At 57.8% G+C, this 25,255-nt stretch carries 16 protein-coding genes; 10 read left to right on the top strand and 6 right to left on the bottom strand.

Going from position 1 to position 25,255, the window contains the following annotated elements:
* Window positions 1–98: 98 nt before the first annotated feature.
* The 4 genes from asnB to murJ all read right to left on the bottom strand — a co-directional run bounded on the left by asnB (window position 99) and on the right by murJ (window position 6,367).
* Window positions 99–2,072, bottom strand: coding sequence for an asparagine synthase (glutamine-hydrolyzing) (gene asnB, locus K3F49_RS11400; RefSeq protein ID WP_234681017.1), 1,974 nt, complete (start codon window positions 2,070–2,072; stop codon window positions 99–101).
* 515 nt (window positions 2,073–2,587) lie between these two features.
* Window positions 2,588–3,406: a class I SAM-dependent methyltransferase gene (locus tag K3F49_RS11405; RefSeq protein ID WP_234681425.1), complete on the bottom strand. Its 819-nt coding sequence runs from the start codon at window positions 3,404–3,406 to the stop codon at window positions 2,588–2,590.
* Window positions 3,407–3,843: 437 nt separating this feature from the next.
* Window positions 3,844–4,587 carry an FkbM family methyltransferase gene (locus K3F49_RS11410; RefSeq protein WP_234681018.1) on the bottom strand — a complete coding sequence of 248 codons (744 nt, stop codon included), beginning with the start codon at window positions 4,585–4,587 and terminating at the stop codon, window positions 3,844–3,846.
* Between the two features lie 160 nt (window positions 4,588–4,747).
* A complete protein-coding gene (murJ, locus tag K3F49_RS11415; RefSeq protein WP_234681019.1) occupies window positions 4,748–6,367 on the bottom strand; it encodes a murein biosynthesis integral membrane protein MurJ in 1,620 nt (539 codons plus the stop codon).
* Window positions 6,368–6,741: 374 nt separating this feature from the next.
* Here murJ and K3F49_RS11420 point away from each other — a divergent pair, with 374 nt between their 5' ends.
* Both K3F49_RS11420 and wecB read left to right on the top strand, forming a co-directional pair.
* The gene (locus K3F49_RS11420) at window positions 6,742–7,728 is read left to right on the top strand and encodes a heparin lyase I family protein (protein WP_234681020.1); all 987 of its coding nucleotides are present in this window, start codon (window positions 6,742–6,744) and stop codon (window positions 7,726–7,728) included.
* Between the two features lie 392 nt (window positions 7,729–8,120).
* A complete protein-coding gene (gene wecB / locus K3F49_RS11425) occupies window positions 8,121–10,514 on the top strand; it encodes a non-hydrolyzing UDP-N-acetylglucosamine 2-epimerase (RefSeq protein ID WP_234681021.1) in 2,394 nt (797 codons plus the stop codon).
* A gap of 226 nt (window positions 10,515–10,740) precedes the next feature.
* On the opposite strand, the gene K3F49_RS11430 is transcribed toward wecB, so the two are convergent.
* Window positions 10,741–11,874 carry a DUF354 domain-containing protein gene (locus K3F49_RS11430; protein ID WP_234681022.1) on the bottom strand — a complete coding sequence of 378 codons (1,134 nt, stop codon included), beginning with the start codon at window positions 11,872–11,874 and terminating at the stop codon, window positions 10,741–10,743.
* Window positions 11,875–12,406: 532 nt separating this feature from the next.
* Entirely contained in the window at window positions 12,407–14,158 is a 1,752-nt protein-coding gene (locus K3F49_RS11435; protein ID WP_234681023.1) for a polysaccharide deacetylase family protein, read from the bottom strand.
* 728 nt (window positions 14,159–14,886) lie between these two features.
* Between K3F49_RS11435 and K3F49_RS11440 the strand changes: the two genes are divergently transcribed.
* From K3F49_RS11440 to K3F49_RS11480, 8 genes are all read left to right on the top strand, one after another.
* A complete protein-coding gene (locus K3F49_RS11440) occupies window positions 14,887–16,008 on the top strand; it encodes a Gfo/Idh/MocA family protein (RefSeq protein WP_234681024.1) in 1,122 nt (373 codons plus the stop codon).
* Window positions 15,995–16,654, top strand: a complete 660-nt coding sequence (locus K3F49_RS11445) for a sugar transferase (protein ID WP_234681025.1) — start codon at window positions 15,995–15,997, stop codon at window positions 16,652–16,654. The genes K3F49_RS11440 and K3F49_RS11445 overlap by 14 nt, the downstream gene beginning before the upstream one ends.
* Window positions 16,655–16,696: 42 nt before the next feature.
* A complete protein-coding gene (locus K3F49_RS11450) occupies window positions 16,697–17,878 on the top strand; it encodes a DegT/DnrJ/EryC1/StrS family aminotransferase (protein WP_234681026.1) in 1,182 nt (393 codons plus the stop codon).
* Window positions 17,875–18,624, top strand: coding sequence for a hypothetical protein (locus K3F49_RS39165; protein ID WP_346657315.1), 750 nt, complete (start codon window positions 17,875–17,877; stop codon window positions 18,622–18,624). The genes K3F49_RS11450 and K3F49_RS39165 overlap by 4 nt, the downstream gene beginning before the upstream one ends.
* A 104-nt stretch (window positions 18,625–18,728) precedes the next feature.
* Complete coding sequence (locus K3F49_RS11465) at window positions 18,729–19,646, top strand: glycosyltransferase (RefSeq protein WP_234681027.1); 918 nt, start codon at window positions 18,729–18,731, stop codon at window positions 19,644–19,646.
* Window positions 19,647–19,725: 79 nt separating this feature from the next.
* On the top strand, window positions 19,726–20,763 hold the full coding sequence (locus tag K3F49_RS11470; RefSeq protein ID WP_234681028.1) for a polysaccharide deacetylase family protein: 1,038 nt from the start codon (window positions 19,726–19,728) through the stop codon (window positions 20,761–20,763).
* A 63-nt stretch (window positions 20,764–20,826) separates the two neighbouring features.
* A complete protein-coding gene (locus K3F49_RS11475) occupies window positions 20,827–21,981 on the top strand; it encodes a glycosyltransferase (RefSeq protein ID WP_234681029.1) in 1,155 nt (384 codons plus the stop codon).
* Between the two features lie 902 nt (window positions 21,982–22,883).
* Complete coding sequence (locus K3F49_RS11480) at window positions 22,884–25,229, top strand: heparin lyase I family protein (RefSeq protein WP_234681030.1); 2,346 nt, start codon at window positions 22,884–22,886, stop codon at window positions 25,227–25,229.
* Window positions 25,230–25,255: the final 26 nt, after the last annotated feature.

The following is a 25,255-nucleotide window of genomic DNA, read 5'->3' on the forward strand; positions in this document are numbered from 1 at the left end:
CAGTTCGGCGACTTTCGACTGAACTTGCCTGTATATCTGAGGATGTTCATTCGAAATTGTCAGGAAGCGCATCGGCGTTTCTCCACTAAACGCCCAAGTCAGACAATCTCTGCCAAGCGTCTTGTTCCGGCGTCCACCGCCGACGCATCGCGCCATCGGCGATGCCACGCTTGAAACATTAGAACATTCCAAATGAGGAAATACCGCTCATTATCTCCGCTCAAGAATTCGGCCCAGAGCGTCCGAACAGCATCGACGTGAAAGATATCACCGGCGCTCAAGCAAGCTTCGTTCATCAGGTCTTCGGCCCAATTTCGTAGCGGACCCCGCAACCAATCCGCGAGCGGAACCCCGAACCCCATTTTCGGGCGCTCGACCAAATGATCGGGCACATGGCGGGCAAGAACACGCCGGAGCAGATGTTTGGGGCGGGGGGCCCGCGCGTTCTGAGATACCGGCAACTTCCAGACCCATTCAATCAGGCGATGATCAAGGAGCGGAACACGGACCTCAAGTGCGACGGCCATAGAGGCTCGATCAACCTTCGCCAGGATGGCATCGGGCAAATACGTGCACATGTCCAGGTAGCGCATGCGGTCCACCGGATCTGGCAAGAGGGTCTGGAGATTTTGATCCCAGCAGGCCGTCCGCACCTCTTGTGATCCTTTTACAAGGTTGTCCTGGGTATGAGAGACAACCTGATGGTACACGGAATCGATCGATGGAGTTGAGAGGATTTTCGCCAACCGATGGGCCTTTCGGCCAACACGTGGCACGCTCCGAAGGTACGGCACATAGCGCGCTATGCTGTCGTAAGTGCCAGGCGTTGCAACGCGAATGCTCGAAGACACGAGGCGACGGAGCGCAAGCGGCATACTCGCACTCGGTCGCCAAACCTTCTCCGTCCACCGATACCGGTCGTATCCGGAAAACAACTCGTCTCCACCATCTCCTGACAGAGCCACCGTGACTTGTTTTCGAGTCAACGCGGAAACAATATGGGTCGGGATCTGGGAGGGGTCGGCGAATGGCTCGTCATACATCTCGGCCAATTTCGGCACCACATCCAGCGCGTCCGCGCCGCTAACTGGGAATGTTGTATGGTCGGTCCCAAGATGTCGCGCGACAGCCTCAGCGTGCTTCGCTTCGTCGAACGCCGGGTTGTCAAAGCTGATGGTAAACGTCTTGACTGGTCTCGCAGACGCTCTCTGCATGAGTGCGACGACAGTAGATGAGTCATAGCCGCCCGACAGAAAGGCGCCAAGCGGCACATCCGCTATCATGCGGCGCGATACTGCATCATGCAGCAGCGCCTCGAGCTCATCGACCAATCCCTCTTCGTTGGCTCGAAGCGTATCCCGTTGCCCCCGCGAAACAACATCGGCCAGATCCCAGTACGCGCCAACCTCGGGGCCGCCGCCGCTCGAAATTTTGACCAACCCCGCGGGCGGCAGCTTGTAGACATCTTCATAGATCGTGAATGGACCCGGCACATAACCATGCCGAAGAAAAGCGGCGATCGCCCCACGATTGAGATTTGGCTTCCAACCGGGATGAGCGCGCAGCGCCTTCAATTCTGATCCGAATAAAATCAGTCCGTCGAAAATCGCCCAGTAAAGCGGCTTTTCGCCCATTCGATCACGAGCTAGGAACAGATGACGCTCTCCGGCGTCCCACGCTGCAATTGCGAACATCCCGTTCAAGCGGGCGATGGTCGATTTGACCCCCCATTGGGCGAATCCTTCGACAATTACTTCTGTATCTGAATGCCCACGAAACTGCACTCCGCAGCGCTCTAGTTCGGCCCTGAGTTCTCGGAAGTTGTATACTTCACCGTTGAACGTAATTGCATATTGCCCGTTGGCCGAGACCATCGGTTGATGTCCCATTGGGGACAAGTCGATAATTGCCAGGCGACGCTGGCCGAAGGCAATGCTGGCTTGATCGCTTAACCAAATTCCGCCGTCATCCGGCCCGCGATGACTCAGGGTTTGCGTCATTGCAGACGCCAGCCTTTTCAGATCTTGCGGTCTGCAACCATTACGCTCCCAAATACCGGAAATTCCGCACATGCTTGAAATGAACTCCCTAATGAGAGGACGTCACGCATGGCATCCAAACTCACACCCCAGCAGCATAGTATTTTGGACCGGTCCGCGGTTCGACCCTTTCGGATTACCCCAGACCAGATCGCGGAATACCGTACGCCCCAAGCCGGGACGTCAATCGGAGCGGCGGAAGTGGTTCTCCGCCGAACGTCTTCGAAGCTCGTACCGAGTCGCGTGTTCGCCAAGGAATACGAGCAAGCGGCCAAGCTGAGCGCTCTTGGGAATGCAGTCGACCACGCGATCGAATGGTTGAATTGTCCCGTGGCCCGCCATAGGCACCGCGAGATCGAGCGCCGGCGGCCTTAAGGCAATGGCCGACGCCCAAGGTAGCGCATCATCAACGTTTAACACCCAACCTATCACAACTGGAGGCCCTGCCCTCCAGCCCGCCCTCTTCGAAAAGAGCGAAATCTCCTCGATGCTGCCCGCTGTAGCGCCGATCTCACCTTACCGAGTGACAATAAGAGAGCACCTTGCCCTCACTTAGGTGAGGCCGACCTTATGAACAAAAACTCCGTGTTCGCCTCACCGGTCACCATCCTCTGCAAGCTGAAACCGAGCTCCCTGCAAAAGGCGACGGCCTCTTTGTCATAGACAAATTCCATCGGCCAACCGCCAAGCCAGTCACGAATATCCGTAAACAAGTTCATGCCGCGACTCTTTTTGTATTCGTGCATCCTCCACAGAAACAGCGGTAGCCGCAGCGGGTTATAGCGCATCTGAAAGCGCCAGACGTACCAAAGATCCATGTAGCGTCTCTTCAGCCATCCCGCAGCGACATACTTTTGCTTGACGTCGAGCCAGAATTCCGGCGGCGGGTTGACTTGAACGTCCGCTGAATAGAGAGCGATATAAAACATACCACCGGGCCTAACGCACGCTGCGGCATTGCGAATTGCATGCCAGACGTCTCCGGTGTGATGCAGAACCCCCCATGAATAGACCAGGTCGTACGCTCCCAAGTTCCTCACAAACGTATCGTCAAGAACGGAGCCTTGCTCGACGGTCCAATTAGAGGGATTGCCTACTTGAGCCTGCACGTATCGGCTCGTAGCGACTGAATTCGCGTCATAGTCAAAGCCACGAACCGAAACTGCGCCTGCTTCCAGGGCGGCAACGGAGTGAAGTCCGCTTCCGCATCCAATATCGAGGAACGTTAGCCCCTTCAGATCGTCCCGTTCGATAAAATCGAGAAGGTGCTTCCTGGAAATCCGCACCCTCTCGGGTCCGAAATTCTTTTGAATGAAGTGGTGCCAGTTATTCCCAAACTCGAATCTCTGTCCCTCTTCTTGAACCATGCTACTCACTACCCACTCCTCCTGACGCAAACCCTGAGCTATCGAGGGCCGGACGACGGCGCAGTTTGGTTGAGCAAGCCAGCACTGCAGACGTCCGCCTTTTCAGATGTTGCAGGCTGCAACCATACGCTCCCAAACACCGGTAATTCCGGATATGCTCGAGAAAGAGCTCCCTGAGAGGAGGTCAACGCATGGCATCCAAACTCACACCACAACAAGTATACTATTTGAGCCGGTCCGTGGCGCGACCTTTTCGGATTACCCATTCTCTAGCACCAGAAGCCCAGACCATAGATCACGCAATTGCGGGGCGATCTTGATCAGATAGTGCGAGAGTGTCTTCTGTCGCGCCTCACTCGATAGATTGCACTCACGTGTCACGATGCCGATGAAGCTGAACGACATCCTCTTCGCATGGCAAGACGCGGTCCAAATCCCTACACACGCCAGGCATAGAGCCAGACGAGATACTTAGCGCTCGGTGCGGACAAAAACGGCGTGGGCGCGGGTGGCCCTGGCAGTTCAGCACACACCCTCGCCTCTTTAACCGTGATGCGGAAGCCCGCTTGCGAAAGCGCCGTCCACAATTCAGCAACCTGGTCTTGCACACCGGGATTACAGTGCAACTCGCACGTAAGATGGTTGACCAACCCTATTTTTCCTGTGGCGCACAGGTCTTTGAGCACGCGAAATTCGCTGCCCTCAATATCGACCTTGAGATAATCCACCGGCTCGGTAATCAGGTCACTTAAACGCACCGCGTCCACCAGCACCCCTGGCCCATCGCCGACATGGCCGCCCAGCGACCCCTCAGGCACAAACGATACCTTGCCAGCGGCATCGCTGACGGCGGCACGAACCACCGTGACCGAGGTGAGGCCGAGCGCGCGCACATTCTCTTCCAGAAGATCGGAGGTTTGCGGGTCGGCCTCAAAGACGGTGATGCGGGCACGCGGATAGCGTTGCTTGAACCAGATCACACTCATGCCAATGTTCCCACCGCAATCAAGGATCACAGGCGCGTCGCGCAATCCGGCGGCCTCATAGCCGCGGTCCAGAAAAATCTCTTGATAGAGCGACAGCATCACCCGGGCGTCCATATAGCGCACCGGCCCGAACGGAAAGCGAAACGCGCCGGGAACGCGGCGAGGGTTGCGCTCGCCCAACCAGAACAGGCGCAAGCAGGTCCACGAACGTGTTCGTCTGATGACATGGACCATACCACGCGCTTGCCTGACCAAGTCTGCCAGGCTAAGACTTTTAGGTGGGGAGCTAGCCACTTGTACACTCATGGCAGTTCTTCCTCGCAGGTACGCAAACATCGATACGCTCATCCGCGGCCTACGCGGGTTTTGCCCGCGCGCGGCCCCAGGGCAGCCGACTGCACAGTATGGCCCAGAGCTGGCTGGCCTCTGGAACGCGCAAGGCCATCAGCAGCGCAGCATAGATCACCAGGCCCGCCGCGCTCAGCAAGACGATCTGTACCAGCAGCGGCAGCGCGGCTACCTGGGGCAGCATCGCCAGCAGTGCGCATGTCAGCCACAGGAACGCCGCCGCCACCGCGGTCTTGCCCAGCGAGAGGCCAAGCTGCGGCAGGCGCAGCCCTTGCAGCCGCTTGTCAAGAATGACCAGCAGGGTCAGCGCGCCAATCAGATAGGTCAGCGTGGTAGCGAACGCTATGCCTGCCACGCCCCAGACTTGCATCAACAGATAGTCAAGGACGGCATTGAGCACCAGCGAAAGCACGGCTACGTTGCGCAACGTGCGATTATCCTGCAGGGCGTTATAGATCCGTCCGTTGATAAAGCCGTAGGTCACGATAAATATATTCGGCGCGAGAAACATCACGGCGGATGCCACCACATCGGTAGCCTGCGCGCTGAAATTGCCATGGTAATAGAAAATCTCCACCACCGGGCGCGACAACGAACTCAGCAGCGCGCCAGCGGGCAAAAGGATGATTGCGGAAAAAATGACCACCTGGCGGAAGGTGGTGGTTAGGAGCGTAAATTCGCGCCGGGCCACTTGCAGCGCGAAGATCGGCAAGAGCGCCGTGGAGAGCGCCGTATAAAAGATCCCCGAGGGCGTATCCACCAGCTTGATCGCGTAGCTGAGCGAGGCAATGCTGCCCGGCGGCAAGAGCGAAGCCATGAACTGATCGATCAGATTGTTGCCGTTGACCAGCAACGCCCCAATCAGCATGGGCGTAGAAAGCGCGGCAATGCGCTGGATGCCCGGATGCCGCCATGAAAAATCGAGATGAAAGCGCAGCCCCATGCGCAGATAGGCAACGACGAGCAGCAAGAAATTCAGCGAATAACCCACAATCGTGGCCCAGCCCAGGGCATAGATGCCCCAGGAACGCGCAAACAGGAGAAACGCGATGGTGCTCAGCGTAATCGTGGCGGGAGCCAGCGATGGCAGAGCAAACCGCCCGTAGGCATTCAGAACGGAGCCGATCAGCGTCACCAACACTTGCAGCAAGAGCACGGGCATCAAGAAGCGCAGGAGGATGACCGCTAGCGTCTGCGTGGGGGCATCCATCTGCCGGGCGAAGACCGTCACCACCATCGGCGCGCCCGCGACCAGCGCCACCGTTACCGCGAGCGCAATCAGCGTGCCCAGCGTCATCGCAACCCAGAGCAGGCGCATGGACTCCGCCTCGCCTTTGTTCTCGCGGTAGTCCACAAAGACCGGAATCAAGGCCGCGCCTACCGCCGCGGTCAAGATGCCAGAAATAGTTGTGGGCACGATCAGCGCCACTGTATAGGCGTCCATGATTGGGCCAGCGCCAAAGGTCGACGCCGTCAGCACCTGGCTGACGATGCTCAGCAGCCGGGCGGCAACGGTGACATAGAAGACGACCGCGATGGCGCGACCAGCGTGAATCACGGTCCCTCGGCTTTTGGACGCGCCATAGCGCGGGGGAGCCGTTTGCTCAAGGTTCGTGGATGCACTCATGCCCAAATTGTCTCACAAACCTCCTGTGCTGCAACGGCCTGGCGTGCGAGCGAGGTCACGATGAAGCATGCCGCGCGCCTCGTGCGTGCGGTCTCCTCCCAAATGCATATCAGGTGTTCAGGACTCCCGAAGCCGTCTTGGCGGATAATAGGGGTTACCTACGGGATGCAGCCCGATGCATCCCTCGGGGCTCATACCTGGTGGTAGTCCTTATTTTCCTTCGATTGAACCGGTCGAAAATTGTATCGGGATTCGAATGAGTTAATTTCACCAATGGCTAAGAACTTTTGCGGCAGCACGCTATTCGAGTTTCACGATAGAGCGTTGCTGTAATTGCTCGGACTACAGGTAGAATACAGACAAGGGGGACAACAATGACAATAGTGATACCCCTTATCTTCGCGCTGGCCGGCAGCGTCGCGAACATCTCTGATGGATCGACATCTCTCGATACGAGGATAGCGGACGCAGATGGTTCGTTGAATTTACTGGCCGAGAATCTGTCCAACGATACTCGCAGCTTTGCCGGCACCAACAGCAACATGGCAGGTGATACGACCACCGCATCGCAGTCTGTCGGTAGAACGAGAACAGTTGTTCCGTCGATTACGTCGTTTTCGGCTACCCCGCAAACCCACTTTCTTATCGGCGGCGACGTCTACCAAATTGAGACGGCGGGCAAGAGCTATAGTATCACCAGCCCCGACCCGCAGACCCTGCGGTTCGAGGTCCGTAAGGGTGACAATTGGGCAGCGGGTGGTGATGGCTCATACTGTGATCGCTCTGAAATTCAAAATGAGTCGACGGGCGTCAAGACCAGCTGGGGTGCAGTGATCCCGCCCAGTACTCCGATTGGCATCGACTATCAGTTCATGCTGGAGGCCAATGGGACCAACGGGTCATTTGTCAACACTCAAAACAGATTGAACGGCTGGTTTGTCGTCGGTCAAATGCACAATGACGACATTGCGAGCGCCGTGGCGACCTCACCGCCATTCGCGCTTCAGATGGACGGCGACCATCTGCAAGTTGTCGCCCGCTACGCTCTGCCCGGTGGCAATCCCAGCAATTCCTCATCCGCTCTCCATATGCTCACGCTCTGGACCGACCCGAAATCGATCCAGACCGATGTCTACAACGACATCAATGTCCAAGCCTATTTTTCCAACAGCGGCGGCGGGTACCTGCAGGTCTCAATCAACGGAAACCAGGTTGTGAACTACCAGGGTCCGCTGGGCTATGGGCAAGGCACCTATTGGGAATACGGCATCTATCGCTCGACGGCGACCGAGACAGCCGCCGCCAATTATCGAAATTTGACGATAACACTCGGGTCGTCAACGCCTGTCTCTTCACGCTGACCCTGACTGACGGCGCGCAGCTTCACTGCCTCGCTAGCGCGCCTAACTCTGGCCGCGCCAGAACAAAAATGAACTGCCCCTGAACCTTCATCCGGAGGGCGGCATTTTACACGCCAACCGGCGCGGGTGGAGCACCGGACGATCGCCGAAGTGAGAGGTTGAGTGCGCCACTCGGTGCTGGCATAGCGGGCAGCTTGAGCAACAAGAAATGCCTGGCGCGCTTCGGCATCACGGCTGACGATAGATCATCGTGACTGCCCCCCACACCGCACCGTCCGCTCGCATAAGAAGCAGGCACCGACCGGGGTAACCCAGAAGGGTCCGCATATAAGGCGAATATTGGATATCCTACGTTCGTCCATCCTCATGTTTGAGCCGCTCACGGTGAATAGATGAAGATCGCCATTCTCGTCGGAACTCGCCCGGAAATCATAAAAATGGCGCCGGTCATTCGCGAATGCCGGAAGCGAAAGCTCGACTACTTAATCATTCACTCGAAACAACATTACTCCGAAAAGCTCGACGGGATCTTTTTCTCAGAGCTCGATCTTCCGGCGCCGCAGTACAATTTGAACGTCGGATCCGGCGGCCATGCGAACCAAACGGGCCGCATATTGATCGCGCTTGAGCCTATCCTAATGTCAGAGAAACCGGACGTATTGCTCGTCCAAGGAGATACGAACACTGTGGTGGCCGGCGCTCTCGCGGCGCATAAACTTCATATCAAGGTAGGGCATGTTGAGGCCGGATTGCGCTCGTTCGACCAAACGATGCCCGAAGAAAGCAACCGGATCATCGCCGATCATATTTCGGACTATCTGTTTGCCGTCACCGACCTGCAGGTCGGTTACCTGAAAAAAGAAGGCCTACCGGAGTCGAAAATCTTCAAGGTCGGTAACACGATCGTTGACGCGTTACTTTCTCATCGGGTTCAAGCGGAGAAAACGAGTCAGATTCTTTCTGAACTGAAATTGCAGAAGAAGGGGTATTATCTCCTCACGTCCCACCGGGCTGCAAACGTCGATGATCCGGATGCATTGAGAGAGATCATCCACCTGATTACCAAGATCCCCGGCAAAGTGTGCTGGCCGATCCACTATCGCACACAGAAAGTACTCAAAGAATGCAAGATTGACCTGCCTGAAAATCTGACTTGGACCGAGCCTGTCGGCTATTCGGATTTCCTGACTTTGCTTTCGAATTGCACCGCCGTTATTACTGATTCCGGCGGTGTTCAGGAGGAAGCTTGCATTCTGGGCGTACCTTGTGTGACGATCCGCGATCGCACGGAACGGCCCGAAACTGTAGATGTCGGCGCGAATGTTTTGGTACACCGAGACACGCAGGCAATGGTCGCGGCTCTCAATCGCCCGATGACTACTTGGACGAGTCCATTTGGAGACGGCCACACCGCCGAGAGAATTCTCGACATCGTCACAGGCCAACATGTGCAGCCGGTCTCCCGAACGCAGGACACCGTTTGCGTTGCGGGCCTTGGCTATATGGGACTCCCGACTTCGCTCTTGTTTGCGAACGCGGGCGCAAGAGTTACTGGGTTTGATCTCAATGAGAACAAGGTGAATGAGATTAACAGCGGCCACTGCCCGTTTGAAGAAAAAGGCATTCCGGAACTGCTGACGGCTGCCTTGAAGACTGGACGTTTCACCGCTCAGACGGGGCCTGCGCCGGCGGACGTTTTCGTTGTGGCCGTGCCGACTCCGCACGAAAATAAGAAATGCGATTTGTCCTTCGTTGTTTCGGCCTTGAATAGCCTGCTTCCCGTGATGAAGGACGGAAATCTTCTCATCATCGAATCTACGATCAAGCCGAAGACCTGTGAAGACGTCGTACTTCCAATCATCCAATCGAAACGTCTTAAAATCGAAGTCGCGCATTGTCCGGAACGCGCCATTCCCGGCAATACCCTGCACGAAATCGTGCACAATGATCGCATCATCGGCGCCACGTCGCCGGAAGCAGCACAGCGAGCGGAACGCCTCTATTCGACGTTTACGAAGGGTGCGATTCACAAGACAACCCTTGTGACCGCGGAGTGCGCCAAGCTCATGGAAAACACTTTCCGCGACGTCAATATCGCTCTCGCGAACGAGTTTTCCCTGATCGCCGACAAGTTCAGGTTCGACGTCTCGGCTGCGATCGAGCTTGCGAACAAGCATCCGCGCGTTAGCATTTTGCAACCGGGGATCGGCGTCGGCGGCCACTGCATCGCCATCGATCCATGGTTTTTGACTGAGGACATCGACGGCCTCAATGTCATTAGGGCGGCGCGCGAACTGAACGACGAGATGCCGAAGCACACCGCCGGGCGAATTCAAAACAAGATCGCCCCGTCCGTCAGACGAATCGGCATTCTGGGAGTGAGTTACAAGCCGGATGTCGACGATGCTCGCGAAACGCCGGCGTTGGTGGTCGCAAGGCTTCTCTCCGAAAGATACGAAATCCGCTGCCATGACCCGTTCGTGAAAGCTTGGGAACTCGAGCTATTCCCCCTCGAAGAGGTTGATGGATGGGCCGACGCTCTGGTGGTTCTTTCGAACCACAAGATCTACGGATCCAAGGCGTTTCGCTCCCCACTGCTTTCGTTCGATGATTTGATCAACGCCAAGCGCCGCGATCTGGAGCTCAAGCAGAATCACGGTGCTTTGGATCTGAAGCTCGCCAGCGTAGTGCCGCGATCATCGGACAGCCTACCAGACGTGAGGACAGCTTCGACGCCAGTACTACGCGATCATGATATTCCATCGAAAATGGCGGAGCAGATCTAGCTCGGATGTTCCGCGCTGGTTCGAGAGGTCAGCGCGAGCCATCCAGGGTGCGCGAAGCGCAGTTGCGGCTGAGGCCGGCAATCTTTCTCTCACCATCATTTCCTGAACGAAATCGCGATAAAGGTCCCCCTGAACCATTCTCAGGTGGGCCGCGCGGACTTCAATCTTCTTCCATCGGACAATTTGGCGTGGAAGGACCTTGTCCATTGCCGTGGACAGCATCGAATCATATGCGGCAATCAGCGCGAACGATGCCTTCGACTTCGCGAACGATGTCGCTCAAAGCGTTGCGGCCCCCCCCATTAGCCGCCGCGTTGCGGTCGCGGCGTTGAAGCAGGATCTTGCTTTGGACGTCGTCGCTGGCTTCGATCAGCACCATCTTGCCTTCTTTTTGCAAATAGCGATCCACCGCGCCGCTTTTGCCGCGGAAAATGCTGTAGACCGGGATGCCTAGCGCAGCGGCTTCGCGGTTCATGGTGCCGCCACCGCTGACGACAAGGTCCGAATGCCAGAGCAGATTCAAGCCATCCACAGCCTGTTTTGGAACGATGACTTTGCCGCCTTCAAACCACTTCGGCCAGTTAGCGCGGATCTGCAATTCCTGCGCTTTGTTGCGCGGCAGCAAAACCGCTTTCACCTCGGGGGTCGCCGTCACGCGTTCCATAAACTCGATGAAGAGCTTTTCGCTTTCGGGATTGTGATAATGCGCTTCCGTCGCGGGCGGACGAACCGTGACGATGATCTCCGTGTCGCTTAAATTGAGTTGCTTGCAGAGGGAGGTGTCCGGTTTGAATTCCGGAGTGTAGACATCTTCCTTGATGCCGCGATATTTGCGGATTCGTTCTTTCGACTTGGCGTGAAGATTTTCGTTCAATAGCACTTCGGGAACAATTTCCCAACGCGGAGCCACGATCGCCGGTGTCTTGGAGTGTTCATAATCCATGATCATGACTGTTGGGATTCGAAAAAGATTGCAGATGACTATCTGTGCGCGCGCGCCGTGGTTCAACCCCATAATCGGACGCTCCTTCAGCACAAAGCCCAGCAATTGCAGGCTGCGCCAGGCAAGGCCCCACGCCTTGAGGAGGCGGTTCTTGCCGTAGTGACGGCCGATTTTTTTGTAATTCAATCCACACTTGTCCGCCAACTCGCACACTTGAAACGCGTCGCGGGCGGTCAGCACAACCGTGTAGCCCCGTTGATCCAGTTCGCGGATAATGGGCTTGAAAAACGGAATATGCGGCGTGTTCTCCAGGTCAATCCAGATTTTTTTGCCGACGCCAGTACGGCTGGCGGCGGCAATCGCACCGGGGCGAACATGAGAGGATTTGACGCCATCGGCAACTAGTGGAGCGGGCATAAGTTTAGCCTCGAGAGGCAAGCGGCCGTCGTCGTGCCGACGTGACCAAGTCCGAGCACCGCAATTCTCATTCTAATTCACCACCAGCATTGCGTTTGTGGTGTCAACGCAGGCGGTTGCTCGTTCTGGGAAGGTCACGGCTTCTCTTAAAACGCAGGATCCAATTATTTGGACTTGAATCACGTTACCCGAGTGTATTCTTTCATCAGCGCCGAGCTTCGACTTCTTTGGGCTACCTATTCTGGCTAAGGGAAAGAAGACGGACTGAAGGTTGCCGGTTGGCCTAGATCATGACTACGCCCAGAAGCTTGCAATCAACACTTTGGACCTGCCAAGGCATTCGCAGACTGATCGCGCGCGATGCTCCCGGTTCGAAGCCGGCCGCGGCAGCAGTCTTCGGGCTGCTGGGGCACGCCTCGGCTGAGCAAGAGGCGTTTCCGCGAGTTGGTAGCGATACAGCCTGACCTTGCCGAGAGCTTATGCGCCGGAGCCGAAGCAGCATGACCACTCTCGTGGCAATTCGCCCCCGGCGCTATACTTTAGAACGAAAGAGGTGCCCGTAATTGTCACGAAGTTCGGAAAGATAACGCCGAACCGCCACTCCAAGTCGGTATGAGAGCGCATCTGAATCCGGCAAAGCATCCAGCTGTTCGCGATAAACGCAGCGTATATCCGCCGTTGCGCCGGGGGGAATATCGACGATCACTCTAAGACATCCATCCATGTATTCGTGCGCGACGGTCTCCTGGTTGACTGTAACATTTTTCAACGAGACGACCTCCGGTTCTTCTTTCACAACTCGGATCCGTCGCGGCATCGCCCCCGTGTTCTCGATGCGAAGTTGTTCAGCAAACATCTTTACTTCGCTCGCTCCGCCGCCGGATTTAATGCCGTAGCTGCGGCAGACGGCGTCCCCCAGAGTCCGCCAACAAAGTTTCCACCGCAAGGAAGCTAGCTGTCGGAGGAACTCCGCCAGTTCGCTGCCATGGCCCCGGAAAATGTCGTGATGCCCGGCGATGAAACACGGCTTGCCCAGGATTCCGTCAAATGCGAAGTTTTCAATGCCATGGTGGATGTACCTCCGGGTGTAGATCGCGAATGCCCCATACCTGACGATGGCGACACTCCACAGGTCTGCAAGGGTCGTTTCGTTCGCCGCGTGGTCGGCCGGTGCGACTTCCGTGTTTACTGCCGCGACGAAGCCGTTTCGTTTAAGGGCCGACGCTGCCTCGGGCGAGAATGCCCCTTGCGGGAAAACCATCACGTTTTCATGATCAAGCGCGGTCTTTTTGAGAAGGGACAGCATCCGACACTTGGCGGTCTTCAGTTTTCTGTCGAGCAGGTCAGCTGAACGGGCCGCAAATTCACCACGGGTGTGATCGCAGCCGTGCACACAGACGGATAGCTTTCCGCGATTCTGCCGAAAGACGGCAACCGTGTCGCGATTTGTTCGTTGCCAATTCCATGGAATGAAGGCGACTGTCGTCGCGAACGTCTGCTTATTGGCCAAGTGCAGGAGCTCGCTGAAATCGAGAAAGCCGTACCGTGGCCTCAGGGGTGGATCGTCAATGATTAGGCACGCGTTTGTTTCGAAGGTGGTCCAGCAGATGTCGCGGAACGACCACTTCAGATACATCACGACCGGCACCGCACCGGCGAAACGCTTCTTCACATCAAAATAAGTCGCGGCCCGTTCGCGAATGTCCACCATCGCCAGTGATGCGTCGGCAAAAAAGTGCACGCCGGCATGAGCAATTCCGGCGAACATATGTCCCGTGGGCGCCGAGGCGATGCTCTGCACTTCGCCATGCCCTCGGATCACGAGCACCACGTCCGCGGCGCCGGGCTGCAGTTGGATCTTTAGGGCCGACATTGGGCCGCACATGTCCGGAAAAGCATCCGTGACGGACACGGTTATCGGCCACGTATCGATGCCGCGGATATCCGCCGCCGGGTCTCCCGTGATCCGGCGCAGCAGAGCCCTGCAGGAATCGCCAGGTTGAAATCCATAGACGAACACGGAAGCGGCTGCAGCCAACCAAGCCGGAAACGTTCCGGGCTTACAGGGCTGCAAGGTTTCGGCGAGACAGCGCGCGGAAGTCAGGATGGAGAACTGCGGATGACTTGCCGTCAGCGTGGCTATCTTGTCCCCGTTAGCTTCGCTGACTTTCATCGCCGTCCATGGAATTCCGAAAAAATCGAGGATTTCCGCTAGATTGCGATCCTCGAGCGATGGGGTGTCGTCGCTGCGGAGCAGGAGCGCGATCGAAGGGCCCATGTCCATGTCGTCGGTACTCCATCCTGGTTATCGCATCATCCCTCGGCAAGGCCAGCGGACATCCTGCGGATCGTCCGCGATCTCGAGACTGTGCTCCTCTTTTGGGGAGTCCTATACGAAAGATCATCAGGTTTCCACTGAAGGACACCCGCCCAATGGTTCTGTCGGCCAACATATCTGCGATGAGCGATGCGGCTGACGGTCCTTTCAGTGTCGAAAACCCGCCGATGCCGGTCAGGTCGTCGGGCCCGGGCGATAAGCCTTCCCCCGAGGCAGCAGGCCGAGTAGCGGGCCTCCAGAACGAGTCCGGGTCGTCAGAAGCGTCACAAGCGACGACGCTTGCGCAACCCTCCGCTTCGAGCATCGGGCAAGGCGGCGGGTCGTCGTAGGCACATTCCGAACATGGAGCAGGCGCGTTGAGAGAGACGAGGTGCTGTTCTCTGCCTGGGCACACCGGCAAACAATGCGCTGCAAAAACCGAGGATCAGCTCTTTGTGGCAACCGGCGCGGAAGTTGTGCGGAAAAGCCATGGAATGATAAGACGTTAGATGCTTGAAGGGCTTTAGATTTTTGATCAGCCAATCAATCACTGTGGCTATGACCACCGCTTCGAGGGTGTTCCAACCTGTGTACCCCCAAAGAGCCTAGATCATAATCCCTGTTCTACCTCGGCGCGCACGCGCGATTGGTTATCTTGAATGAAGCACGCTGAGCGCCTTCAAACAGGAGCCAATATGGCGAATATTGCGAATAAAGACGCGGAAATTCGGACTGCGAACGGCGGCCCGTCGCTCGCGGTCATCGGTTGCGGCTACTGGGGTTCGAAACACATCCGCGTCAGCTGCGACATACGGGGTGCAAGGTTGTCGATGGCCGTTGATCCGCGTCCTGACAGATTGGAGTATATCCGTTCGCAATACCCTTCTGTCGCTATTTCGCGTGATATCGGCGCGGTGCTGAATAACCCTTCTATTGACGGTGTCATTGTCGCTACCCCTGTAGAGACGCACTTTGAATTGGCGCGAGCGGTGCTACGGGCCGGAAAGCACGCGCTCGTTGAGAAGCCGTTGGCCATGACGAGCGCGCAATGCCGCGAGTTGAATGCGATCGCCGAGCAGCGCAAGCGCGTGCTGATGGTCGGGCACACGTTCGAATATCATCCGGCGGTCGGTGTCATGCGCCAGATGATCAAGAGCGGCTCTCTCGGCGAGCTCTACTACATTGATTCACGGCGCCTGAATCTCGGTCTCTATCGGCAGGACGCTAACGTCCTTTGGGACTTGGCGCCGCACGACCTCTCTATCATCTTCTACTTGCTGGAAGAGGTGCCGCAAACCATCGGCGCTTGGGGTTGCGCGCACGTTCTGCCCAATGTCGAGGATGTTGTTTATGCCAAGATGGGCTTCAAGAGCGGCCCGACCGCCCATGTGCATGTCTCCTGGTTAGACCCGGTCAAGGTGCGCCAGATCACAATCGTCGGAAGCGATGCGATGCTGGTGTTCGACGACGTGCAGCCGTCCGAAAAGGTGCGCGTTTACCAAAAGCGATTCAGGCCGCAGATCGACGGCGACTCCTACGCCGACTTTCAGTCGGCCTACCATCATGGCGACGTGCATATCCCCGCAATATCCGGCAGCGAACCGCTGAAGCTCGAGATACTCGACTTTGTCAATGCGATCGTGACCGGGGAACGGCCGCGCGCGGACGGACTGAACGGGCTGCGCGTTGTCGAAGCGCTCGAGGCGGCATCGGCGTGTCTACGGCTCAAGAACAAGCACCGTAGCAATGGCAAGGATCAGCGGATATTTCGGCGGCGGAACATGCCGGCGGGAGGTCCCGAAATTGCCGTCGCATGACGCCACACGACGGAGGGCGACCCCGCGGGAATTCGGCAAGCGGGCGCTCGACGTTTCGATCAGCGCTCTCGCGCTCGTGGGACTGGCGCTGGTCTTCTTGGCGGTGTGGATAGCAATACATCTTGATAGCCCCGGTCCAGCGATCTTTCGCCAACGTCGGATCGGGCGAGACGAGAAGCCGTTCGACTGCTTCAAATTCCGGACGCTTTACCACAACGCCGACCAAAACGTCCACCGTGAGGCGATCCGGAGGGTTTGGGCAAAGGAACTCCTCTCGAACGACCCCGCCGCCCCATACAAGCTGACGGACGATCCTCGCGTGACGCGCGTGGGACGGTGGCTGCGGAGAACCAGCCTCGACGAGCTGCCTCAATTCCTCAACGTATTGCGGGGCGAAATGAGCATCGTCGGTCCGCGGCCAGCGATTCCTTATGAACTCGAATACTTCCGGGACTGGCACCATAAGCGTCACATTGTGAAGCCCGGAATAACCGGGATTTGCCAGGTGCGCGGTCGGGGTCGTGTCAGCCCCGAAGCGATGCTCGAGATGGATGTCGAATATGCATTGAACTGGACCATATTGACCGACCTGAAGTTGATTGCCCTGACGTTTCCCGCGGTTCTGCGCGGGCACGGTGCCCGATGACGTTCTCTAGAGACAAAGATGGATTCTAGTGAGGTTCGAAAAATGCACATCCCGTTTGTCAATCTCAACGCGCAATATGAGACGCTCAAAGACGAGATGGCCGAAGCAATTCGAGGCGTTCTTGACTCCGCGCAATACATAGGCGGCGAGGCGCTTGCCTCGTTCGAAAGAGATTTCGCCGCGTATTGCCAGGTGCGCTATGCGCGCGGCGTGGCGAACGGCACCGATGCGATTCACCTGGCGCTGCGGGCCCTGGGTATTGGTCATGGCGACGAGGTCATTACGACCGCCCATACCTTCATCGCCACTGCGGCCGGCATCGTGGCGACAGGAGCACGGCCTGTGCTCGTCGATATCGATCCGGACACCTACACGATCGATCCCAAGATGATCGAGCGCGCCGTCACGGATCGTACAAAAGCGATCATCGCAGTCCACCTCTTCGGGCAGCCGGCTGACATGGGTCCAATCAAGGACATCGCACGGCGGCGCGGCCTCTATTTGCTAGAAGACGCAGCCCAGGCACACGGGGCGGAATATCGGGGGGTCCGAACCGGGGGGCTCGGCGATGTCGCATGTTTCTCGTTCTATCCAGCGAAGAACCTCGGGGCCTATGGCGACGGCGGAGCGGTCACCACCAACAATGCCGCGATCGCCGAGCGGATCGAACGACTGCGTGACCATGGTCGAACCACCCACTACAGCCACGCCGAGATCGGGTTCAACAGTCGGCTCGATGCGCTCCAGGCGGCAGTCCTGCAGGTCAAGCTCCGGCGTCTAGATGAATGGAACACCAATCGGCGGCGCGCTGCGGAGTGGTACGCCGAGGAGTTCGCGCAGTCGGGGATCAAGACGCCGCTCGTTCGAATGGGGTCGACGCACGTCTACCATTTGTATGTGATCACCACGGACGAGCGTGATGCAATGCGGATCAAGCTCGACGAGGCCGGCGTGGCGACCGGGATCCACTATCCGTTGCCGCTCCACCTACAGCCTGCCCTCGCCTATCTCGGCTACAGGCAGGGCGACTTGCCGTGCTGCGAAACTCTGGCCGCACGATCATTGTCCCTGCCCATGTTCCCCGAACTTACACGCGACCAAGTGCGCCATATCGCGGCGATTGTAGGCAATGCGGCCGAACCGGACGGTCACAAGAACTTGTGGCAGAATTCAACGTATGCGCCCGCCTTGCTGCGCGCCGAAGTCGGGAAAGAGTTACGGTGACTGGAATCAGTGCATGGGCGGTGGTCGAGACCGAGGCGATCGGCGCTGCCGTGACGATCGCCGAGTTCGCTGTGGTGCGGCCCGATGTTACGATCGGCAACGGGGTGGTCATTCACCCGCATGTCGTGATTGAGAGCGGCGCGAGAATCGGGGACAACGTCGAAATTTTTCCGGGGGCCTATATCGGCAAGGCGCCCAAGGGGAGCGGTGCGTTGTCGCGCGCGCCTAGTTTCGAGGCGTGGGTCGATGTCGGCGCCGGCTGCTCTATCGGACCGCACGCGGTAATTTTCTACGACGTCTCCATCGGCGCGGGGACCCTGATTGGTGACGGCGCATCGATCCGTGAACAATCGCGGATCGGCTCGAAGACCGTTATCGGACGCTACGTCACCGTCAACTACAACACGCGAGTCGGCGATCGGGTCCGGGTGCAGGATCACACCTGGCTGGCGGGCAATATGACGATCGAGGACGACGTGTTCATTTCGGGCTGCGTCGGCACTTCGAACGACAATGCGATCGGCCGCAATGGCTACGACGGTTCGCCCATGCTCGGGCCCCATATCGCGCGCGGCGCGGCGATCGGCCTCGGAGCCAACCTGCTGCCAGGCGTCAGAATCGGCGTTGGCGCCGTCGTCGGCGCCGGTGCGGTGGTGACGAAGGACGTGCCCGACGGTTCGCTCGTGATGGGCGTCCCAGCGGAGATCCGACGACGGCTCAAAGAGGTTAGCGGCGCAGACCAGTGACTCGCTGGCAGTTCGTGCCAAGCGTCGAAGGAATACCAATCGTGAGGATCCTCTGCGTAACCAACATGTATCCGAGTCCGCAGAGACCGGGCTCCGGAGCCTTCGTGTGCCAGCAGGTTGAGCAGTTGCGCCGGTTCGGCCACACGGTCGACGTCATCGATATTCTCGGATCCCAGTCCAAGATGAATTATCTGAGGGGCACTCTTGACGTCATGCGAATGACGAGCGCGGTAGCATACGACATCGTCCATGCGCATTACGGTTATTCGGCATATCCTGCAATGTTTCGGTTGCAGGCGCCGCTCGTCATCACGCTGCACGGGACCGACGTCATTGGAACGAGTACCTTTGAACGGCTGAGCACGCGGGCTGTGTCGTATTTCGCCGATGCCGTCATAGTCGTTTCGGAGGGGCTGCGGAGACGGATTCCGGGAATCGTGATTCCCTGCGGGGTCGACCTCGGCGTATTCAAGCCGTACGATCGCGACAAAGCACGAGCGCGGCTGGGGTGGCCGAAAGACAAGCGTATCGTTCTGTTTCCATTTGATCCGGCGCGCCCTGAGAAGAGATACGATCTGGCAAGAGCGTCAGTCGAGCGACTCGTGCAGGAGGGCGTCGACGCGGAGTTGATGACGGTCGTCAATGTGCCGAACGGCGAAATGCCGTGGTGCTACAGCGCGGCCGACGCCTTGCTTCTCTGCTCGGATTATGAGGGGTCGCCGACCTCTATCAAGGAAGCTCTCGCGTGCAATCGTCCGGTGGTGGCGACGGAGGTTGGCGACGTTGGCGAGCTGTTAAATGGCATCGCGGGAACGCGGATCTGTCCGCAGGACGCCGCGACGATTGCCCGCAACCTTCGCGAGGTTTTTGACTGGTCGCGGAGCAGCGAGTTCCGGGGACGGGCTGCAATGGCGAGGTACGACCAGGCGCTCACCGTGGAAAAGATCGTCGGGGTATATGGAGATGTTCTCTCCAACTTCAGGACAAGGGCAATGGGCAGGCGTTTGCTGCGGAGCGGATGACGACAATGCGATGGCCGGCCCCTCACCAACCAGCAGAGCCTCGTAGAGGCATTGCAGCGCAGACCAACGGAGGGTTAGCGTGAAGCAGGGTCTCAAGGACAGCATCACGCACTTGGCTCATCGGTCTGGGCTAATGCCAACCTTCTGCAGGATTTTTGCCGGCAGGGCTGCGATCCTGATGTTCCATGAAATTCAACAAGATCATCGCTCGGAATTGACGACGGGAACGTCAGCGGCCCTTTTCGAATATTCACTCAACTGGCTGCGGCAAGAAGGGTGGGAGATCGTCAGTTTCGAAACATGTCTCCAGCGATTGGCCACGGATCCTGGACCGTGCCGCTATGCGGTGCTTACCTTTGACGACGGCTACCGAGACAATGTCGCGACCGCGCTTCCAATCCTCGAGCGAAACCAGGCCCCGTTCATGATGTACGTTCCTACCGGCGCCCTAACACGAGCGCTGCAATCGTGGTGGCTGGGTTTGCGCGAATTGTTTCGCATTAGAGAGGCGGTTACAATCGACGCCATGGACATGCGGTTCCACTGTCCCGAGTTTCACGAAAAGGTGTCGGGCTTAAACAAGGTCATTGAGTGGATTCACCAAGACTATCACCGGGCTGCAACACTTACCTCCACGTTCGAAAAGGCCGGCATATCGCTATCGGCCCTGAACGAGGCCTATTTCCTGAGTGAAAGCGAGCTTCAAAAACTGGCCCGGCATCCTCTCGCGTCAATTGGCGGGCACACCGTTTCGCATGCAGCACTGTCGGGCCTGGATGTTCTTTCGGCGCGGGCCGAAATGGCGGATAACCGCTGTTATTTGGAGCAATTGCTGCAGCTTCCGGTTCGGCACTTCGCTTATCCTTACGGCGGCTCTAAAGCATGTGGTCCCCGCGAAGAACATCTCGCGAAGGAAGTAGGCTTTTCGACCGCAGTAACGACGCGGAGTGGACAGATCTCCGATGCCAAATCAAATCATTTTGCACTTCCTCGTGTCGGCGTTGGGGGGCCATTCGATACAAGGACTAGGTTCGAGGTTCGTATGAGCGGCATTCAATCGGCGGCGGCTCAAATGCTGCAAGTGAGAAGCCTTACATCGAGCGCGGTTGAACGTTGAACTTCGTGCTGAACCGCCTCGTTGCGACTTGGACTTAATCAGTCCATGTGGGAGAGCGCTGAGATGCGTATACTACACTTAACCGAATGCATAGGCCGAGGAGGGAAAGAACGGCAAATCGTCGAACTTTTGGGCGGGCTCGCCCACCACCGCGACATAGAGTCATTCGTCGCGGTTACCTATGAAGAGGATGATCAATTTGAAATTGCCAGTGAACATGCGCATTACATTCCGCTCATTCGTAAAGGCAGGAGGGATTTGCGTTTTTTCAAGCGTTTGTATGATCTGACCTCCAGTTTGAAGATTGATATTGTCCACTCCTGGGGCTCGATATGCTCTATTTATGCAGCTCCGGTTGCGAAATTGTGCGGCGCGGCGTTCGTCAATGGCTTTGTACGAGACGCACCGTCGCATATGACGCCCTGGAATAAAAACTATTTAATGGGCAAGCTGACTATCCCATTCTCAGACATTGTCGTCGCCAATTCGCGCGCGGGCCTCGCTGCCTACCATATTCCCGAGCACAAAGGTCTGTCGATCTACAATGGCTTTAATCCTGCGAGGGTCCTTAACTTAATAGACGAGGCAGAGCTTCGTAGCGCGCTCGGCATCACGACCCCCCACATTGTTGGGATGGTGGCTAACTTCAGGCCCGGAAAAGATTACGCAACCTTTGTCGAGATGGCGTGCCGCATTTGCCGTCTTAGGGACGATGTTACTTTTCTGGCTGTCGGCACCGGTGAAATGTTGCCGCAGGTGCGCGATAGCGTTCCACCAGAACATTCACCGCGCATAAAGTTTCTGGGGCAGCGGACAGACATAGAAAGCATCGCTAATCTCTTCGCTGTCGGCGTTCTCACCACCAACAGCCATCTACACGGGGAAGGCATCTCCAACGCGATCACCGAATGCATGGCATTGGGCAAGCCAATCGTAGCAACAAACGATGGGGGCACTCCCGAATTGGTTCTGGAGGGCCAGACGGGGTTTCTTATACCGAGCCAAGACCCTGGGGTGTTGATCGATCGCGTGCTCAGACTCCTTAATGACCGTGCGCTTGCTAGTAAATTCGGTATCGAAGGGCGTCGGCGTGTTGAAACAGAATTCTCGCTCGATGCGATGTGTAACGCATATCTCTGCCTCTATCGGAGGGTGGCGGATAGGACGGCGCGTGCGACATGGGAAGGAACTGTTACTCGAGATATCCTCGATGGCTAATTAGGTGATCTAGGAGATACAAAGCCTGTTGCAGGACCACCTCCCACTTCGATGCATGTGTGAAGCAAGTGTCAGCAGGAGAGTTGAGAAAAGAAGCGCTTCGATCGCGTTCAACCTGAGCGCAAGTACGCCACCTGATGCTGAGTAAAGGCGCCCTGCCGATTGCGCTCGCCAAAATGCTTCGATCGGGCCGATATCACACCACGGTTTTCTTAAATGACAATCGAGACCATGCTGATGCCGCTCGTCCGCCAAATCTGCGCCGTTTCGACGTTTCGGGCGTAGATCCGCGGCCGCATCAAGAACACGATCGAGTTTGCGCTATCCTCGAAAATCGGGAGCACGAGTTCCCTCGATCGGGCCGTGTGTCGCTAGCGCTGCGTTCTCATCGAGACCGGTTCCGTGATCGGCGACTTACCGGCATTGACGATCGCCACTTGCGGATTACGCTTGGAGAGCACGAGAATCACGCGCCACGCGGCCCCCGACTCGTCCGACCGGCAGGTTTGCCGCCGTCGCTGGCGACCTGTTTGGGCCCAGAACACGAGATGATTCACGACGGCGAGAAGATACGTTGGTATTATCGGTGAATACCTATGTTGCCGCCCGCAAGGCAACATTGCCGAATTCGGCTGTAATTGCTGGGACATGGCGGTAAGCGCCACAGGCGGGCCGCATTTGCCGTTCGAACTTTTGCCTTACTCGCTTATTCTTTTCGCCATACTCGCTCATTAACCAACCGGCCGAGCAGTCGGGGGGGCACTTCAAATCCCACTGCTATGAAAGACTGTTCGCAATGCTAGGCGCTTGCGAGCACGCGGTATGTCGCGCGCCATCGCGTTTGCGGCAGTGGAATTCCCTTGTCAACGTCAAAGCGAAACTCTGCACTCGGAGGCCAGAAATTGAGTACAACCGGCACAATCACGAATTTCAAGACCACACCTGGAAGCCAGTTTGATGGCGTTGGCGGCGACATCTACGAAATCGAGACGGCGGGTAAGAGCTACAGTATCACTAACCCCGACCCGCAGACCCTGCGGTTCGAGGTCCACCAGGGCGACAATTGGGCAGGCGGCGGTGATGGCTCGCACGTTGATCGCTCTGAAATTCAAAACGACTCGACGGGGGTCAAGACCAGCTGGGGTGCAAAGATACCGCCCGGCACTCCGATTGGCATGGACTATCAGTTCATGGTGGAGGCCAATGGGCCCAATGGGTCGTTTGTAAACACTCAAAACAGCTCGAACGGCTGGTTTGTCGTCGGTCAAATGCATAATGACGACACTGCGAGCGGCGTAGGGACGTCGCCGCCGTTCGCGCTCCAGATGAACGGCGACCATCTGCAAATTGTCGCCCGCTATGTTTTGCCCGGTGGCAATCCCAGCAATTCGTCATCCGCTCTCCATATGCTCACGCTCTGGACCGACCCGAACCCGATCCAGACCGGTGTCTACAATGACATCAAGGTCCAAGCCAATATATCCAACAGCGGCGGCGGATACCTGCAGGTCTCGATCAACGGCAAAGAGGTTGTGAACTACCAGGGTCCGTTGGGCTATGGGCAGGGCACCTATTGGGAATACGGCATCTATCGCTCGACGGCGCCCGAGACAGCCGCGGTCGATTATCGCAACATGACGCTGGTCACCGGGTCGCAGGCGGCCGGTTGGACGGGTGCGGGCGCCACCGCACCGACACAACCCGCAGCGCCCACGACGCCCACCACCCCAACGGTCACGCCGGCAGTGACGCAGGCCTCCGCATCTCCGGGGACGGGCATCGAGCACGCCGGCGATACCATCACCTTGACGCTCGGCTTCAATAAAGCCGTGACCGTGACGGGCACGCCCAAGCTGTCGCTCAATGACGGCAATACCGCCACCTATGTTGGTGGTTCGGGCACGAGCACGCTCACCTTCAAAACGACCGTTGCGTTGACCGACACCAATACCTCGGCGCTCGCCATCACCGGTGTCAATCTTCCGAGCGGAGCAAGCATCAAGGACGCCTCCGGTGTCGCGGCGAGCCTGTCGGGAGCGGTGAAAACGTTCACCGGGCTCCAGATCGATCCGATCTCACCGGCGGTGACGCAGGCCACGGCGTCTCCGGGAACGGGCACCGAGCACGTCGGGGACACGATCACCCTGTCGCTCGCCTTCAACGAAGCCGTGACGGTGACGGGCACGCCCACGCTGTCGCTCAATGACGGCGGAACGGCCACTTACGCAGGTGGTTCCGGCACGGGCACGCTCACCTTCAAGACCACCGTCGCCTCGACCAACACCAACACCTCGGCGCTCGCGATCACCGGGGTTAACCTTCCGAGCGGCGCGAGCATCAAGGATGCTGGCGGTCTTGCGGCAAACCTGTCGGGCGCGGTGAAGACGTTCTCCGGCCTGGGGGTTTCGACGGCATCGACCACGCCAACGACTCCAATCACACCGACGACGCCGTCGACCCCGTCAGCGACCAAGCCGGTTCTCACCATCGCGGATCACTCGCTCTGGGTGGCCGGGAGAGGCGGCCAGGTCGATCTCGGGACCAAGGTGACGACGACGGACATCAACGATCACGTGACTGTAAACATCACGGGGTTGCCGACGTACGAGACGATCATCGACAAGCTCGATGGTCGTACTTTCAGTGGAAAGAACATTACCCTGACGGCCGCACAAGTCGACAGCGGATTGACGTTGCAATCGAACTACAAGGGCAACAGTCATCCGGTCGCAACGCTCACGCTGACTGCAAGTGCGAAGGACCCGACCACCGGCGCGGTCTCGACGACTTCGCCGCAGACCATCACCGTGACGGATCCTCGCCCCGCGCCCGTCACGACCACAACGTCGTCGCACCACCATCACCACCACCATATCGCGACGGATCATCATCCTGCTGCCACAACGACGGCCGCGGCCCCAACGGCACCGCAGACGATCGACCATGCGGGTCATCAGCAAACGACCGCTGCAAACACGGGGTCCTTGGCAGGCCAGGGCTTTGCGCTGCTCCAGCAACATGTGGATCCGGCCACCAACACCCTGGCAACGACCGCGCCCCAGTCGATCACGGTGGCAGATCATCCGATTGCGATCGGCATGGCGTCCCACGCAAACCATAGCTTTGCGCTGCTGAACCAGTATCTGGCCGCTCACACCGGCCACGTGGATCCCGGTCAGATCGTGGCGGCCTTGTCGCAAGCGACCGGTTGGGGGCCCGACTCGTCGCTAGCCCGACCGCAACATTAATGCCGGGCCGCACCCTGGCTCAGCGC

The organism is Bradyrhizobium monzae, from assembly GCF_021458635.1.
Taxonomy (GTDB): Bacteria; Pseudomonadota; Alphaproteobacteria; order Rhizobiales; family Xanthobacteraceae; genus Bradyrhizobium.

Excerpts from the sequence above, each read along its gene's own strand:
- asnB (WP_234681017.1), bottom strand. The coding sequence starts at position 2,072 with ATGTGCGGAATTTCCGGTATTTGGGAGCGTAATGGTTGCAGACCGCAA.
- K3F49_RS11405 (WP_234681425.1), bottom strand. The coding sequence starts at position 3,406 with ATGGTTCAAGAAGAGGGACAGAGATTCGAGTTTGGGAATAACTGGCAC.
- murJ (WP_234681019.1), bottom strand. The coding sequence starts at position 6,367 with ATGAGTGCATCCACGAACCTTGAGCAAACGGCTCCCCCGCGCTATGGC.
- K3F49_RS11420 (WP_234681020.1), top strand. The coding sequence starts at position 6,742 with ATGACAATAGTGATACCCCTTATCTTCGCGCTGGCCGGCAGCGTCGCG.
- wecB (WP_234681021.1), top strand. The coding sequence starts at position 8,121 with ATGAAGATCGCCATTCTCGTCGGAACTCGCCCGGAAATCATAAAAATG.
- K3F49_RS11430 (WP_234681022.1), bottom strand. The coding sequence starts at position 11,874 with ATGCCCGCTCCACTAGTTGCCGATGGCGTCAAATCCTCTCATGTTCGC.
- K3F49_RS11435 (WP_234681023.1), bottom strand. The coding sequence starts at position 14,158 with ATGGACATGGGCCCTTCGATCGCGCTCCTGCTCCGCAGCGACGACACC.
- K3F49_RS11440 (WP_234681024.1), top strand. The coding sequence starts at position 14,887 with ATGGCGAATATTGCGAATAAAGACGCGGAAATTCGGACTGCGAACGGC.
- K3F49_RS11450 (WP_234681026.1), top strand. The coding sequence starts at position 16,697 with ATGCACATCCCGTTTGTCAATCTCAACGCGCAATATGAGACGCTCAAA.
- K3F49_RS11475 (WP_234681029.1), top strand. The coding sequence starts at position 20,827 with ATGCGTATACTACACTTAACCGAATGCATAGGCCGAGGAGGGAAAGAA.